This window comes from Nocardia sp. NPDC041819 (assembly GCF_055590505.1).
Genome location: NZ_JBVJAP010000001.1, coordinates 93,361 through 107,151 on the forward strand (window position 1 = coordinate 93,361; position 13,791 = coordinate 107,151).

Annotated in this window: 12 protein-coding genes; 6 read left to right on the forward strand and 6 right to left on the reverse strand. The window is 70.8% G+C overall.

Features of this window, described 5'->3' with window-relative positions:
- Nucleotides 1–34 precede the first annotated feature (34 nt).
- Nucleotides 35–1,384, forward strand: coding sequence for a TIGR01777 family oxidoreductase (locus ACZ6DL_RS00445; protein ID WP_466047984.1), 1,350 nt, complete (start codon nucleotides 35–37; stop codon nucleotides 1,382–1,384).
- Between the two features lie 320 nt (nucleotides 1,385–1,704).
- Here ACZ6DL_RS00445 and ACZ6DL_RS00450 read toward each other — a convergent pair whose 3' ends face one another.
- Nucleotides 1,705–2,550: a MerR family transcriptional regulator gene (locus tag ACZ6DL_RS00450; protein ID WP_466047986.1), complete on the reverse strand. Its 846-nt coding sequence runs from the start codon at nucleotides 2,548–2,550 to the stop codon at nucleotides 1,705–1,707.
- A gap of 306 nt (nucleotides 2,551–2,856) precedes the next feature.
- On the opposite strand from ACZ6DL_RS00450, the gene ACZ6DL_RS00455 reads away from it, so the two are divergent.
- Complete coding sequence (locus tag ACZ6DL_RS00455; protein WP_466047988.1) at nucleotides 2,857–3,480, forward strand: lipocalin family protein; 624 nt, start codon at nucleotides 2,857–2,859, stop codon at nucleotides 3,478–3,480.
- 155 nt (nucleotides 3,481–3,635) lie between these two features.
- Entirely contained in the window at nucleotides 3,636–4,961 is a 1,326-nt protein-coding gene (locus ACZ6DL_RS00460; protein ID WP_466047990.1) for a cryptochrome/photolyase family protein, read from the forward strand.
- 13 nt (nucleotides 4,962–4,974) lie between these two features.
- Here the strand turns inward: ACZ6DL_RS00460 and ACZ6DL_RS00465 are convergent, their stop codons facing one another.
- Nucleotides 4,975–5,571 carry a hypothetical protein gene (locus ACZ6DL_RS00465; protein ID WP_466047992.1) on the reverse strand — a complete coding sequence of 199 codons (597 nt, stop codon included), beginning with the start codon at nucleotides 5,569–5,571 and terminating at the stop codon, nucleotides 4,975–4,977.
- Nucleotides 5,572–5,949: 378 nt separating this feature from the next.
- Nucleotides 5,950–6,927 carry a UDP-glucose 4-epimerase GalE gene (gene galE, locus ACZ6DL_RS00470; protein ID WP_466047994.1) on the reverse strand — a complete coding sequence of 326 codons (978 nt, stop codon included), beginning with the start codon at nucleotides 6,925–6,927 and terminating at the stop codon, nucleotides 5,950–5,952.
- A gap of 234 nt (nucleotides 6,928–7,161) precedes the next feature.
- On the opposite strand from galE, the gene ACZ6DL_RS00475 reads away from it, so the two are divergent.
- The 3 genes from ACZ6DL_RS00475 to ACZ6DL_RS00485 all read left to right on the forward strand — a co-directional run bounded on the left by ACZ6DL_RS00475 (nucleotide 7,162) and on the right by ACZ6DL_RS00485 (nucleotide 8,666).
- Nucleotides 7,162–7,368 carry a hypothetical protein gene (locus tag ACZ6DL_RS00475; RefSeq protein WP_466049495.1) on the forward strand — a complete coding sequence of 69 codons (207 nt, stop codon included), beginning with the start codon at nucleotides 7,162–7,164 and terminating at the stop codon, nucleotides 7,366–7,368.
- A 79-nt stretch (nucleotides 7,369–7,447) separates the two neighbouring features.
- Nucleotides 7,448–7,843, forward strand: coding sequence for a hypothetical protein (locus ACZ6DL_RS00480; RefSeq protein ID WP_466047996.1), 396 nt, complete (start codon nucleotides 7,448–7,450; stop codon nucleotides 7,841–7,843).
- A 22-nt stretch (nucleotides 7,844–7,865) separates the two neighbouring features.
- Nucleotides 7,866–8,666, forward strand: a complete 801-nt coding sequence (locus ACZ6DL_RS00485) for a PIG-L deacetylase family protein (protein ID WP_466047998.1) — start codon at nucleotides 7,866–7,868, stop codon at nucleotides 8,664–8,666.
- A 139-nt stretch (nucleotides 8,667–8,805) separates the two neighbouring features.
- Here the strand turns inward: ACZ6DL_RS00485 and ACZ6DL_RS00490 are convergent, their stop codons facing one another.
- From ACZ6DL_RS00490 to ACZ6DL_RS00500, 3 genes are all read right to left on the reverse strand, one after another.
- On the reverse strand, nucleotides 8,806–10,347 hold the full coding sequence (locus tag ACZ6DL_RS00490; RefSeq protein WP_466048000.1) for a sensor histidine kinase: 1,542 nt from the start codon (nucleotides 10,345–10,347) through the stop codon (nucleotides 8,806–8,808).
- Nucleotides 10,344–11,060: a response regulator transcription factor gene (locus ACZ6DL_RS00495; protein WP_466048002.1), complete on the reverse strand. Its 717-nt coding sequence runs from the start codon at nucleotides 11,058–11,060 to the stop codon at nucleotides 10,344–10,346. Before ACZ6DL_RS00495 ends, ACZ6DL_RS00490 begins: the two co-directional genes overlap by 4 nt.
- A 490-nt stretch (nucleotides 11,061–11,550) precedes the next feature.
- Nucleotides 11,551–13,677, reverse strand: coding sequence for an ArnT family glycosyltransferase (locus ACZ6DL_RS00500; RefSeq protein WP_466048004.1), 2,127 nt, complete (start codon nucleotides 13,675–13,677; stop codon nucleotides 11,551–11,553).
- Nucleotides 13,678–13,791 lie beyond the last annotated feature (114 nt).

Here is a 13,791-nt window from a genome sequence, read left to right on the forward strand (position 1 = left end):
CTGCATCGGGTCGGTTTCGGGCTACAGTCGGGTCATGGGTATCGAGTACGCGAGCGTCATCGATCTACCCCGGTCCGAGGTGTTCGCCTGGCACGCCCGCCCCGGCGCGCTGACCCGCCTGGCGCCGCCGTGGCAGCCGGTGTCACCGCGCGCCGAGTCGGACTCGCTGTCCGACGGGCAGGCGGTGCTCGGATTGCCCGGTGGCCTGCGCTGGGTGGCCCGGCACGATCCCGGCGAGTACGACCCGCCGCGCCGGTTCGTCGACGCGGTCACCGTCGACGGCGTCGGCTCGCTGCCTGCCGGATTGCTGCCGTGGCGGCACACCCACGATTTCGAGGTCGTCGACCGGACGCATACCCGGGTGGTCGACCGGGTGGACGCACCGGTGCCCGCCACGGTCCTTCGGCCCATGTTCGCCTACCGCCACCGGCAGCTCGCCGACGACCTCGCGGCGCACGCGCGGGCGGCGGGGGAGGGTTTCGTGTCCAGAACCGTCGCGGTGACCGGAGCGTCCGGCCTGGTCGGTTCGGCGCTGACCGCGTTCCTGTCCACCGGCGGGCATCGTGTGGTGCGGCTGGTCCGGCACGCGCCGCGCGCCGCGGACGAAAGACGATGGGACCCCGCGAATCCCGCGCCGGACCTGCTGGACGGCGTGGATGCGGTGGTGCATCTGGCCGGGGCCTCCATCGCGGGCCGATTCACCGCCGGGCACAAACGTGCGATCGCGGACAGCCGGATCGGGCCGACCCGGAGACTCGCCGAAGTGGCGGCGCGGGCGGCGGTGCCGGTCTTCGCCAGCGCCTCCGCGATCGGCTACTACGGCGCCGATCGCGGCGACGAGACGCTGACCGAGCAGTCGATGCGCGGTGACGGCTTCCTTGCCGATGTGGTCGAGGAGTGGGAGGCCGCGACGGTTCCCGCCGCCGAAGCGGGTGTGCGGGTGGTGCGCGTGCGTACCGGGATCGTGCAGTCCCCGCGCGGCGGCACGCTGCGGCTGTTGCGCCCGCTGTTCACGGCGGGGCTGGGCGGGCGCATCGGCGGCGGGCGGCAGTGGCTGTCGTGGATCGGGATCGATGACCTGATCGACGTCTACCATCGGGCGCTCTGGGACACCGGCCTGTCCGGAGCGGTCAATGCCGTTGCTCCGCAACCGGTTCGCAACGCCGAGTACACCAAGGTCCTTGCGGGGGTGCTGCACCGGCCCGCGCTGTTCCCGGTACCCGGGTTCGGTCCCGCGTTCCTGTTGGGCCGCGAAGGGAACCGGGAAGTGGCGTCCGCGAGTCAGCGCGTCGTTCCCACCCGGCTGACCGAAGCCGGTCACCGATTTCGCACCCCGGCCCTGGAACCGGCGCTGCGTCATCTGCTCGGCAGGCCCGCGGGGTGACTCGGGAGGACCTGGTCCCAGCCGGGCCCTAGGTGCTCCCGTTGCGGTAGCGGCGGTGGGACCCGGCTTCGGCGTAGGCGAGACAGCGCCACCGGCAGATCGGATCGGTGCCGAGTGCGGCGACATGTGCTCGAACATTGCGCTCACTCAGCCGCAACGGTCTCCAGGCGGTAGATGCATTGATTTCGCATCGAATGCAGAGCGTGAAGCAAGCTAGTGGCCCGGTGGGCTATGAGCCCGAAGCGTGTCGGGATGGGATTCGTCCGTGATCCGGCGATGGATTGGCCTACGGCCGTTCACGTCGAAGCCGAGTTGTGCGTTCAGGCGAGCCGGTCGGCGGCGTCGAGCAGGCTTTCGACTCGTTCCACGCCCTCGGGGAGGAATACCGCCTCCCATCCGGGGCCGCCGACGAGCACACGTGCGCCCGCGCCGAGGCAGGCGCGGACGGCGGAGGTCAACGCCGTGGACTCCTGCTGCGACCACAGCAGTACGGCGGCGGAACGGTCGAACCGGGCCAGGGTGTCGGTGAGCGCGGCGGCGGGCACGTCGGCGCCGAGCATCCGCGCTCCGGTGCCGCGTTCGGCGAGGGCCGCGCGCAGCACCTCCAGTGGAAGCGAATGCGTCTCTCCACTGGTGCAGGCGAGCACCACCGGCGTCGTGCCGTCTGCCACCGACGGCGGGTTCGTCCGGTGCAGCACCGAGATGACGCACCAGGACAGCAGGTGCTCGACGTCGATGCATCCTTCGCCACCGAGCTGGCGGTCGACGATATCGGCGAAAGCGGGGCGGCACAGCAGGTCCCAGGTGTCCACCACGCCGAACGCGCGCACGTGCGCTTCGAGCTGGCCGGACACCGCCGTGGTGTCCAGCGCGAAAGCCGCGGCCAGCAGCGATTCCCGGCGGCCGAGCGTGGGCGCGGGTCCGCGCACCGCCGCCGCCGCGCCCGCCGGGCTCGCACCCGCGCGGATCAGGGTCAGCATCCGCTCCAGCATGGCGATGTCGGCCTCGGTATAGAGGCGGTGCTTACCCGGGCGGTGTTGCGGTGGACCGATGTCGTAGCGGCGATTCCAGCTGCGCAACGTCGCGGTCGGGATACCGAGACGTTCGGCGACCGCGCGCACCGTGTATCCGGCCGCGTCGGACACGGGGACGGGACCGGCGGGCATCGCCCTATTCTGCCCGTCGCCGGCGATGGGATCCGTCCCGCCCGCGTTGTCGGTGGTTCCGCGCGATGGCGTCACGTCGAACTCGATTTCGCGCCGGGCCGTTCAGCGCGGGCCGCCGGGCGGTCCTGGCGCGGGCGCGCGAGTGCCGGTCGCCGGCATTCAGGGTGGTGAGCAGCTGCGCTCACGCGGACCCCGGTACGGTGCGCTGTCCTCCGCGTCATCGATCCTCCGGGAAAAGAATAGTTGCATCAATTATGCATCGTTCTGTGCTAGCGTGGACAGTGTCGCCGATTTCTAGGAGTTAGCGTGCATCGTCGCAATCTGCTGCGTAGGTCGACCCGGCTGCTCGCCGGGGTGGTATCGGCACTGTGCGCGACGGCGCTGGCGGCGGGCGGTTCCGCCGCAGCGCCCAGCCCGGCCGACGGGCCCGCCCCGGTGCCGCGGCTGGAGCTGGAGCGGTACTTGGGCACCTGGCGGCAGCTCGCCGCCGTCCCGCAATACTTCAATCTGAACTGCGCGCGCGACACGCAGGCGAATTACGCACTCGATCCGCAGGGCGACATCGCGGTGCGCAACACCTGCACCACGTGGGCGAACACGCGCAACGAGATCAACGGCACCGCGACGGTCAACGACCGGGAGACCGGGGCGCAGCTGCACGTCAGCTTCCCCGGCGTGCCTACCCAGGATCGCCGGGAAGGGCCGACCAACTACATCGTCACCGCGCTCGGCCCGGAGTATTCGTGGGCGGTGGTCACCGACCCGAGCCGGATTTCCGGGTTCGTCCTGGCTCGCGCGGCTTCGCTGGACGCCGATGCCTGGCAGCAGGTGCGCACGGCGATCACCGCGGCCGGTCAGAACCCGTGCCTGTACCTGACCTCGCCGACGACGGGCGGTGAGTCGCGCATCGTCCCACTCTGCGCGGCGTGATCCGGGATGCTCGGCGCCCGCGAGGGTCGCGTCGTCGGCGGTATGGCTGAGCCGCCCGATGCCGCGCCGGCGCGGCCCTCGCGGGTGCCGAGCGCTCCTTTCCGGCGAGGAGGCCCGAGGATGAGAATTCGCGCCGTACGACGGGTGGGTGCGCGATGACCGTCACGATCGCTCTGTTCACCCGCGACCTGCGGGTGCGGGACAACCCGGTGCTGACCGCCGCGCACCGGGAGGGGGCCGCGGTGGTGCCTTTGTTCGTGCTGGACGACGCCATCCTCTCCGGCCGCTTCGCCGCACCGAACCGTGCCCGGTTCCTCGCCGCGGCTTTGGCCGAGCTGGACGACGAACTGCGCGCCCTCGGCGGCAACCTGGTCCTGCGTCGCGGGGACGTGGCCGCGGAGGTCGATCGCGTGGTAGCCCAGGTGCACGCCGAGAGCGTGCACGTCGCCGCCGACGTCAGCGGCTACAGCCGCCGCCGGGAGCGCGCTCTGCGCGAACGACTCGCGCGCCGCGACTGTCCGCTGCACACGCATCCCGCCACCATCACCGCCGCCGATCGGGAAGCGCTGCTGCCCGCCACCGGGCGCGACCACTTCGCCGTCTTCGGCCCGTACTTCCGGCGCTGGTCCGAAGCGCCGCGGCGCACACCGCTCGGCACGCCGCGTGGGCTCACGGTGCCGGGGGTGTCGAGCCTGCCGCTGCCGGACGCGGGGGAGCTGTGCGCGGGCCGGACATCGCCGCGACTGGCGGTGGGCGGCGCGACGACGGGACGAAAGATGATGCGCGACTGGCTGTCCGGGCCGGTCGAGCACTACGCGCGGGACAACGACGACCTCGCCGCCGACGCCACCTCGCGGCTGTCGCCGTATCTGCATTTCGGCTGCGTGTCCCCGGTGGAGCTGGTGCACCGGGTCGACATGTCCACCGAGGGCGGGCGCGCGTTCGCCCGGCAGCTGGCCTGGCGGGACTTCCACCACCAGTTGCTGGCTGCCCGCCCGTCCGCGGCCTGGTCGGACTATCGTGCCCGCGACATCCGCTGGCGCGAGGATCCGCAAGCCGTCGACGCCTGGCGGGAGGGGCGCACGGGGCATCCGATCGTGGACGCGGGCATGCGGCAACTGCGCGCGGAGGGCTGGATGCACAACCGGGCGCGGCTGATCACGGCCAGTTTCCTGACCAAGTCGCTGCGCGTCGACTGGCGGGTGGGGGCGGAGCACTTCTTGCGCTGGCTGGTGGACGGCGACCTGGCCAACAACCAGCTCAACTGGCAGTGGGTCGCGGGGACGGGGACCGACACCAGGCCGAATCGGGTGCTCAATCCGCTGCGCCAAGCCGAGCGTTACGACCCGGACGGCGCGTACGTCCGGCGTTGGGTCCCCGAGTTGGCGCACCTGCCCGGTGCGCGCATCCACCGGCCGTGGCGGGAGCGGGTCGATCCGGCGGACTACCCGCCGCCGATCATCGATTTCGTCGGAATGTAGTGGCCTCGAACGGTCACCTGGGTGGCTCACCCGGGCGGTCCGCGGCCACCGCGGCATCGGCGACCGACTCGAAGGCTCGCACCACGTTCTCCAGTTCGTCGCCGACCTCCCGCATACCGGCCACTGTCGTCAGGTCGTCGGTGTCGAAGTACCACCGCGCGAACAGGCGGCGGAAGGCGTCGTCGGCGTCGTCGGCCAGTCGCAGGATCTCAGCGCGGTAGTGCGCCGCCCACACGCAATCCAGCGGCGCCGCGAAGGACCGGGCCGTGTTCTGCCCGCACTCCTGCACTATGCCGATGACCTCGACGAGTTCGTCGGCGAGCACTGTCACGCGGTGCCGGTCGGCGAGCTCGGCCGCCGTCCGGAGGTGGATGACGACGCTGTGCAGCGCCCGGCCGATAGCGCACCGGCCTGCCGCCTCGCCGAGCAATTCGCACGCGATGTCGGCACTGCGATCGGCGAGCAGCGTCAGGCGCGCGGAGACCTCCGCGTGGTCGGCGGGGATTCGATGGAGCATGCCGAGTACCGCCGCGGCTTGCCCGACCGTGTCGGCCGCATGCCGGGAACAGTCGTGCGAGTTCTCCCGGACCAACCGTTGCGACGACGTCACCTGTGCTCCTGTCGATGGATCGAAATGCCTGTGCGGTGCGCTGATCCGCCCCGCTGTCGCGACCGGTCGCGCGACACAGATGATTCGACGAGCGGGGCGCCGTGGATGAACCTCGCCGATCCGCCCGAACGAGACCCGCCGCGAGCTTGGCGAATCGCGTTCGCGCGCGCTTGAATTGATATGTCGAGGATTTGCCATGTCCGAGGAAAGGGGCCTGTCGTGGGCACCGTCGAAATCGCGATCACCATCGGCCGCATCATGGACACCCTGCAGAAGGCGCTTATTCTGCTCATTCTCTGATCGACTCGCGATGCCCGGGCGCGCGAATGGAGGTTGCCCGGGACTACGCGAAAATATGCCGAAACATTGCTCGGTCGATCAGTCGCCGCACACCGACCGGTGGAAGTGCCATGCGTCGGAAATGATGTCGGCCAGGTCCGGTCGCTGTGGTTTCCAGCCGAGCCGGGCGCCCGCCTTGCCGCTCGCCGCCACGCAGACGGCAGGATCGCCCGGCCTGCGTGGGCCGTAGTGGACCGGGAAGTCGCGTCCGGTGACCTCCCGCACCGTGTCGAGCACCTGCCGGTTGGAGTAGCCGCTGCCGTTGCCGAGGTTGTACACCTCGTGTTCGCCGGGGCGGATGGCCTCCAGCGCCAGCAGATGAGCGGCGGCGAGGTCGGCCACGTGCACGTAGTCGCGGACGCAGGTGCCGTCCGGCGTCGGGTGGTCGGTGCCGTAGAGCGTGAACGAATCACGTTGTCCCGCCGCGGCTTGCAGCAGGATCGGGATCAAGTGCGACTCCGGGTCGTGCCGCTCGCCCAGCCGCGCGTCGTGCGTGACAACGGCGCCGGAGGCGTTGAAGTAACGCAGCGACGCGGCGCCGAGTTCGCTCGCGCCGCACTCGCCCGCGATCATCATGTCCACGGTCGCCTTGGTCGCCGCGTACGGATTGGCCGGACGCACTTCGGCGTTCTCGTCGAAAGGTGTGCTCCCGTCGCCGGTGTACATCGAGCCGGTGCTGGAGAAGATGAGTCGCGGAGTGCCTGCGCCGCGTATGGCGCGCAGCAAGGCGAGCGAGCCTTCGATGTTGTTCCACCAGTACTTTTCGGGGTTCGCGACCGATTCGGCGACTTCGATCTTTGCCGCGAAGTGCAGCACGCCGTCGAAGCCGGACGCGGGGGTGAGCACCTCGGCGACACGGTGGATCGACATCTGGTGGAATGCCGCGCGCGCCGGAAGGTTCTCCGGGAAGCCGGTGGACAGATCGTCGAGAATCTCCACTTCGTGACCCGCGTCGACGAGCTGGTGCGCGACGACGCTGCCGATGTAACCGGCGCCGCCGGTGACGAGAAGCTTCACGGCTGACCTCTCTGGTGGGTGGATGGCGGAGGACCTCAGGGTAGGCCGTGGCGAACGCCCGGCGCCGGAGCCGTTCTCGAAGCTGCGAGTTCGCTGGAGGAGTGGATTCGGGTTGCCAGGACGTTCCCAGCGCAATCTCGGTGGGCCTCGAGATCGCGCACCGAGGATTGTCTGCGCGGTCGAAGTTCGGCCGGGAGCCCGACGGGCCGGATCGAGGAGACAAGTATGAAGGTGTTGAAGTCCAAGGTGGCGAAGGCGGCGGTGGCAGGGGGTATCGCGTTGGCCGCGGTCGGCGCGGGCGCGGGTATCGCGAGCGCGGATCCGGGTCACAACGATCGCGACCAGGGCCGCGACCATGCTCCCGAGCAGCAGCACCACGGCGTCCCGCAGCCCAGCCCGCACGGCTTCTGGTTCTTCAACCAGTGGGTTCCGTTGCCCTGAGTCCTTCGCCCATACCGTCGTCAGGTCGATTACCTCGCAGGTAATCGACCTGGTCGGCGTTATGGGCGAGGCTCGGGACATGGTGACGAACAGCATGCGGAAAACCCGCTCCCCCCTGGCCGGTGCGCTGCGCGGCCTGGCGCTCGGACGGGTCGCGCTGGGGTCGGCCGCTCTCGTGGCGCCACGGACGTTGACCAAGGCGCTCGGCGTACGCCCTACGCCCGAGCTCGACTACATGACCCAAATCTTCGGCGCACGGGCGATCGCGCTGGGCCTGGGGTATCTGACCGCCCCCGCCGAGGAACTGCCACGCTGGCAGCGTCTGGCGTTGCTGGTGGACATCCTGGACACCACGCACGGCGGGGTGCGCCTCCTACGCAGCGACGCCCCGCGCCCGGCCGCGGTCGCCATGGTCGCCCTGACCGGCGGCTACATGCTCGTCGGCGCGACCCGGCTGGCCAAGGATCTATCGTGAATGCCTTTGGCACACTGGTGCGATGGCGACCGTTGTGGCATTCCACGCGCACCCGGACGACGAGACCCTGCTGACCGGCGGAACCCTGGCCAAGCTGTCCGCCTCCGGGCACCGGACGGTGATCGTGGTTGCCACCGATGGCCACATGGCGGATCTGGACGGCCATGAGCCGTTGCGCCTGGGCGAGTTGGCGGCCAGCGCCGCCGCCCTCGGCGTGCACCGGGTGGTGCACCTCGGCTACGCCGACAGCGGACACGGCGCGGTGCTGTACGCCGACCCGCCGGACCGGATGCGATTCGCCCGCGCGGATCCGGAGGAGGCATCGCGGCGGTTGGCCGCGATCCTGCGCGAGGAGCACGCCGAAATTCTGCTCAGCTACGACCGCAACGGCGGATACGGGCATCGCGACCACGTCCGCGTGCACCAGGTGGGCAAGCGCGCGGCAGAACTCGCCGGTGTGTCGCGAGTCCTGGACGCCACCTTGCCGCGCGAGGGCTACACGCGACTCGTTCGTTCGATGGAGCGATTGCGGGTCCCCTTTCGGTATGACCCGTCGGTTCTGGCCTCGCTGTTCACTCCGCGCTCGGCGATCACCCATCGCATCGACGTCGCCGCCCATGCCGCGCAACGCAAAACCGCCCTGGCCGCCCACCGCTCGATCGTCGAGGGCTCCAGCCGCTTCGCCACCATCGCGAAAGTGCTCCTGCGCCTGCCCACCCCGATCCTCGCCCGCGTGATGCACTGGGAATGGTTCGCCGAAGAAGGCGCCGCCCCCGGCTCCAGGGCCCCGCTCGACGACATCTTCCTACCCGCACCGCGCTGAGCGGCCGCCTTCTTCGCCAGCGATCCGGTGCGCACCGCCGAACCAGGCCATCCACCGGTTCGGCGCGATCGGCGACTCGGTGGCGCCGCGCATCGGCACGGCGCAGGTTCCGGCTGGGATCGCGCCGAGCGGACCCGTGCTACCCGGATCGAGCCCACTCTCCTGTGGGCCGCGTATCGGCGGGTTCACGGGGCAACACCACGGTGAAGGTCGCCCCGCGGCCCGGTTCGCTGTCGACCGAGACGCGTCCGCCGTGGGCGGTTACCAGCGCTTGGACGATGGACAGGCCGAGGCCGGTGCCGCCGCTGGTGCGGGCGCGTGAGGCGTCCGCGCGGTAGAAACGTTCGAAGACCCGCGCGGCGGCGTCGGGCGACAGGCCGGGGCCCGTGTCGATCACGTCGATGCGGACGCGATCGGGCGCGGCCGTGAGCCGCACCGTGATCGCCGCTTCGCGCGGGGTGTGGGTGAGGGCGTTGCCGAGCAGGTTGCCCAGGACCTGGCGCAGGCGCGCCTCGTCGCCGACGACGTCCATGGTTCCTTCGCCCTCGCCGATCACCAGGGTGATCGGGCGGTCCGGCGCGTCGGGCGACGGCTTCTGGCGGGCGGCGATGGCCCGCGCGTTGTGCACGGCGTCGCCGGCGAGCGCGAGCAGGTCGACGGGTCTGCGCTCCAGCGGGCGCTTCTCGTCCAGCCGCGCCAGCAGCAGCAGATCTTCGACGAGCACACCCATGCGCTCGGCCTCGGCCTCGATCCGGCCGACCACCATCACCGCATCGGTGCTGGCGCCCTGCCGGTACAGCTCGGCGAAACCACGAATCGTGGTCAGTGGCGTGCGCAGTTCGTGGCTGGCGTCGGCGACGAAGCGGCGCATCCGCGCCTCCGAGCGGCGGGCGGCTTCCTCGGAGGCCTCGGTTGCGGCAACGCCGTGCTGGATCTGCGCGAGCATCTCGTTCAACGACCGCGCCAGATGGTCGACTTCGGTGTCGACGCCACGCACCGGCACCCGCCGGTGCAGGTCGCCGCTCGCGATCGCCGCCGCGGTCTGCTCCACCTCGCGCAGCGGCCGCAGGCTGCGCCGGATCACCAGGTAGCCGACGGCGCCCAAGGCCAGCAGAGCCGCTGCCCCCGTGCCGACCTCGAAGAAGATCAGCCGCGAGACCGTCTCCTGGTTGTCGGTCAGCGGCAGGCCGATGGTGGTGGAACCGAATTCGTTGGTCGTGGTCAGCACCCGCCAGCGCACGGACGAATCGTTCGAGGAATCCACCGTTCTCGGCGTTTGGGCGCTCGAGCCGCCCAGATCCGGGGCCCCCGCGGCGCTGTTGCCGCCGGGCGGGTCCGGATACACCTGGCCGTCGGCTCCCGTGCGCAGTTCGAAGAATCGGCGCGGCTGCTCGCCCACCGATCTCGGCTGCACCGGCGCGGCCGGGAGATCCGCCGGAATCCATTGCGTGCGACCGTCACTGGTGATCACCTGCCGCATCGGACGCGGCTGCGCCCAGGACCGCGCGGCGTCGTAGAGCTGTTCGTCGGTGCGCTGGGTGAGCGATCGGCTCAGCGCCGAGGTCACCGCCGCGCCCGACGCGAACAGCGCCGCCGCGGTCAGCAGCAGCAGCACGATCACCAGTCCCACCCGCAGCGGGACCGCCGATATCCGCCGCGCGAGTTCCGTTCGTACGCTCACCTCCGGCTCACCTGGGGTTCGCGCAGCACGTAACCGACGCCGCGCAGCGTGTGCAGCAGTTTCGGTTCGGTGGTGTCGACCTTGCGCCGCAGGTACGACACATACGACTCGACCACGCCCGCGTCGCCGCCGAAGTCGTAGCGCCAGACGTGGTCCAGGATCTTCGGCTTGCTCAGCACTTTGCCCGCGTTGACCATGAAGTAGCGCAGCAGGGTGAACTCGGTCGGCGACAGCGACACCGGCGCACCCGCCTTCCACACCTCGTGACTGTCGTCGTCGAGCACCAGATCGCCCACCGCCATCCGGTTGACGCCCTCGTCGGCGGACGGTATTCCGCTGCGGCGCAGAATGACTCGCAGTCGCGCGATGACCTCCTCCAGGCTGAACGGCTTGGTCACATAGTCGTCCGCACCGAGGGTGAGTCCGGTGAGCTTGTCGTCTACGTCGTCGCGGGCGGTCAGGAACAGCACGGGCGCGGTCACCCCGTCGGCGCGCAGCCGCCGCAGCATTCCGAACCCGTCCATGCCGGGCATCATCACGTCCACGATCAACGCGTCCGGCCGGAATCCGCGCACCCGATCCAGCGCCTCGGTGCCGCTGAGCGCGGTGGCCACCTCGAACCCTTGGAACCGCAAGCTCACGGCGAGCAGTTCGATGATCATCGGTTCGTCGTCCACGATGAGGACGCGGGCGTCGGGTTCGGTGCCGGTCATGAGTCCATGATTGCGTCGCAGGCACGGAGCAACCTGCGAGCAAGCTGGGTGTTTCCTGGGAGCGTGGCCCCCGGCCCGGCGCGCTGTGCCCGCGTCCATCAAGCCTGGTGCGGCTGGTGTCCGATCCGGGTGACCGCGCTCGTCGGCGGCAAGCGAGGCGGTGGGGCGTCAGCGAGGGGTCTTCGCCGATCGGCACGCTGTGCGCCGCAAACCGCAGATCATCCCTGTCTGCGATGGCTGGGGGTGCGGCTGCGGCCCCATGGTTCGTGTCGATCGTCGGACCGGCGAGCTGATCAGGTGGCGGGCTCGCTATACGCCTCGGCGCGCCCTCGCCGGGGTGATCTGCGGCGTCCGTCTCCGGCGGTTTCCGATGCCGGGCGAACTCGAAGGGCCGTCGGCGGCGGTCTAGAGGCCCTGCCGCCGGACATGCGGCAGGAGTATCGCCGCACCCTGCGGTGGGGCGATACTCCTGCGGTCGGGATCCGGGCGATCAGCTGCCGGTGGGTGCGGTCAGGTCGTAGACGGTGATGTTGCCGACCGTCTTCGCGGTGAAGTGCGCTTTCACCCACTCGGTGATCTGGTCCGCCGCCGACTTCTCCGCGCTCGAGCCGGGGCGCATGCCCTGGCCCTGCGCGACGAAGTAGTGCACCTCGCCATCGGCCACGTACTGCTGGAACTGCGCCAACGTCGGCGCGTCGTCGCCACCGCCGAAGCCGCCGATCGCGATCACCGACGTGCCGGTGCGCAATTCCAGGCTCGACGCGGTACCGGAGCCGATGCTGGCCGCCGACCACCGGCTGTCGGTGTTCTCCAGCAGGGCGTCCAGCTCCGCGTTGCCCGCGTTTCCGCCCGGCCCGTCCGCGCCGCTCGCGGGAGTCGCGCCGCCGGTCGACCGTCCGCCGTCGGCGGCGGGCATGTCTCCGGTCGGCAGCTCGCTGCCGCTGGGAGCCGCGTCTCCGGTCGGCAGATCGGTGCCGCCCGTCGCGCCGGTGCGGCCGTCGGCAGGCGGACCATCCGCTCCCGCGTCTCCGCCGGGCCCGCCCATCGAACCCGCCTGCGCGGGCCCGGAGGTGGGGATGCCGCCGCTGTGCGCGTGCGTGACCGTCTCGACCGCGTAGGCCGTGGATCCGGCGAACCCGCCGAGCAACGCGGCCGCCGCGATCGTCACGGCGATCCCGCGCGACCGGTGCGCGGCTACCAGCAGGCCCATCGCCGCGAGCGCGGTCGAGACCAGCACCGTCCAGCGCAGCCAGGGCAACCAGTCCGGCGTGCGGTCCAGCAGGACGAAGGCCCAGACGCCGGTGACCGCCGACAGCAGCGCCAACGTCATCCTGGCCGCCACGTGCCCGCGCCGCCGCCACAATTGCGTCACAGCGATTCCGGCGACACCGGCGATGCCCGGGGCCAAGGCCACCGTGTAATACGGGTGGATGATGCCGCTCATGTAGCTGAATACCAGGCCGGTGCCGAGCAGCCACCCGCCCCAGAGGATCATCGCCGCCCGCAACCGATCGGTGCGCGGTGCGCGGCGGCTCAGCCACAGTCCGGCGACCAGGCCGATCAGCGCCGCGGGGAGCAGCCAGGACACCTCGGTGCCCATGCTGCCGCTGAACAGCCGGGCCAATCCGGTGTCGCCGCCGAACGCGCCGCCCATGCCGCCGCCTCCGGGGCCACCCGAGCCCCCGCTCGGATTGCCGCTGCCGCCCAGCAGTCGGCCCATCCCGTTGTAGCCGAGCGCCAGCTCCCACAGGCTGTTGTCGGTCGACCCGCCGATGTAGGGGCGCGAATCCGCGGGCCACAGCTCGACCAGCAGCACATACCATCCGCCCGCGACCACCATGGCCGCGCACGCGGTGATCAATTTGACGATCCGGGACCAGAAGCCTCCCGCCGCGGCGACCAGGAACACCGATCCCAGCGCCGGCAGGACCAGGAACGCCTGCATCATCTTGGTCAGGAACGCGAAACCGATGACCGCACCGGCCAGGGCGAGCCAGCCGGTACTCGCCGAACGCCAGCGCAGTCCGTGCGAGTCGATCGCCCGCACCGTGCAGTAGGCCGCCGCGACCAGCAGCAACGTCAGCAGGGCGTCCGGGTTGTCGAAGCGGAACATCAACGCGGCCACCGGAGTGGCCGTCAACACCGCACCGGCCAGCAGGCCCGCGCCGGGGCCGCTCCACCGTCGCACCGCGCCGTACAGCAGAGCCACCGAGCCGACGCCCATCAAGGCCTGGGGCGCCAGCAGCGACCACGAGCCGAATCCGAACAACCGCCCCGACAGCCCCATCACCCACAGCGACGCGGGCGGCTTGTCCACCGTGATCGCGTTTCCCGCGTCGTGCGCGCCGAACAGCAGCGCCTTCCAGCTCTGCGTCCCCGCCTGAGCCGCGGCGGCGTAATACTCGTTCGCCCATCCGGAGACCGTCAGATTCCAGAAATACAGCACCGCGGTCGCGATCAGCAGCGCGAACAATGCCGGGCGCGCCCACCGCGGTTGGGTCGCGGGCCCGAAGAACGCGCGATCCGTCCATGATCGCTCGTGGGTGGAGGCGCGATGGGCGCCGACGGGTCTCGCGACGGCCTCCACGCCCGGCGGGACGCTCGTAATCGACGCCATGATCTTCGCCTTCCTTCCGTGTGAACCTCACTTCGAAGGCTAGGAAGGCTGCCTGCCCGCAACCTGGGGCAAACCTGGGAGTGCGCTGTGCGGGCCCACGGCGCCGAGCGGGTT

Bases quoted from the DNA above. Each gene is read 5' to 3' on its own strand.
- ACZ6DL_RS00480 (WP_466047996.1), top strand. From the start codon at position 7,448: ATGGTGACGAACAGCATGCGGAAAACCCGCTCCCCCCTGGCCGGTGCG.
- ACZ6DL_RS00495 (WP_466048002.1), bottom strand. From the start codon at position 11,060: ATGACCGGCACCGAACCCGACGCCCGCGTCCTCATCGTGGACGACGAA.
- ACZ6DL_RS00445 (WP_466047984.1), top strand. From the start codon at position 35: ATGGGTATCGAGTACGCGAGCGTCATCGATCTACCCCGGTCCGAGGTG.
- ACZ6DL_RS00485 (WP_466047998.1), top strand. From the start codon at position 7,866: ATGGCGACCGTTGTGGCATTCCACGCGCACCCGGACGACGAGACCCTG.
- ACZ6DL_RS00460 (WP_466047990.1), top strand. From the start codon at position 3,636: ATGACCGTCACGATCGCTCTGTTCACCCGCGACCTGCGGGTGCGGGAC.
- ACZ6DL_RS00500 (WP_466048004.1), bottom strand. From the start codon at position 13,677: ATGGCGTCGATTACGAGCGTCCCGCCGGGCGTGGAGGCCGTCGCGAGA.
- ACZ6DL_RS00450 (WP_466047986.1), bottom strand. From the start codon at position 2,550: ATGCCCGCCGGTCCCGTCCCCGTGTCCGACGCGGCCGGATACACGGTG.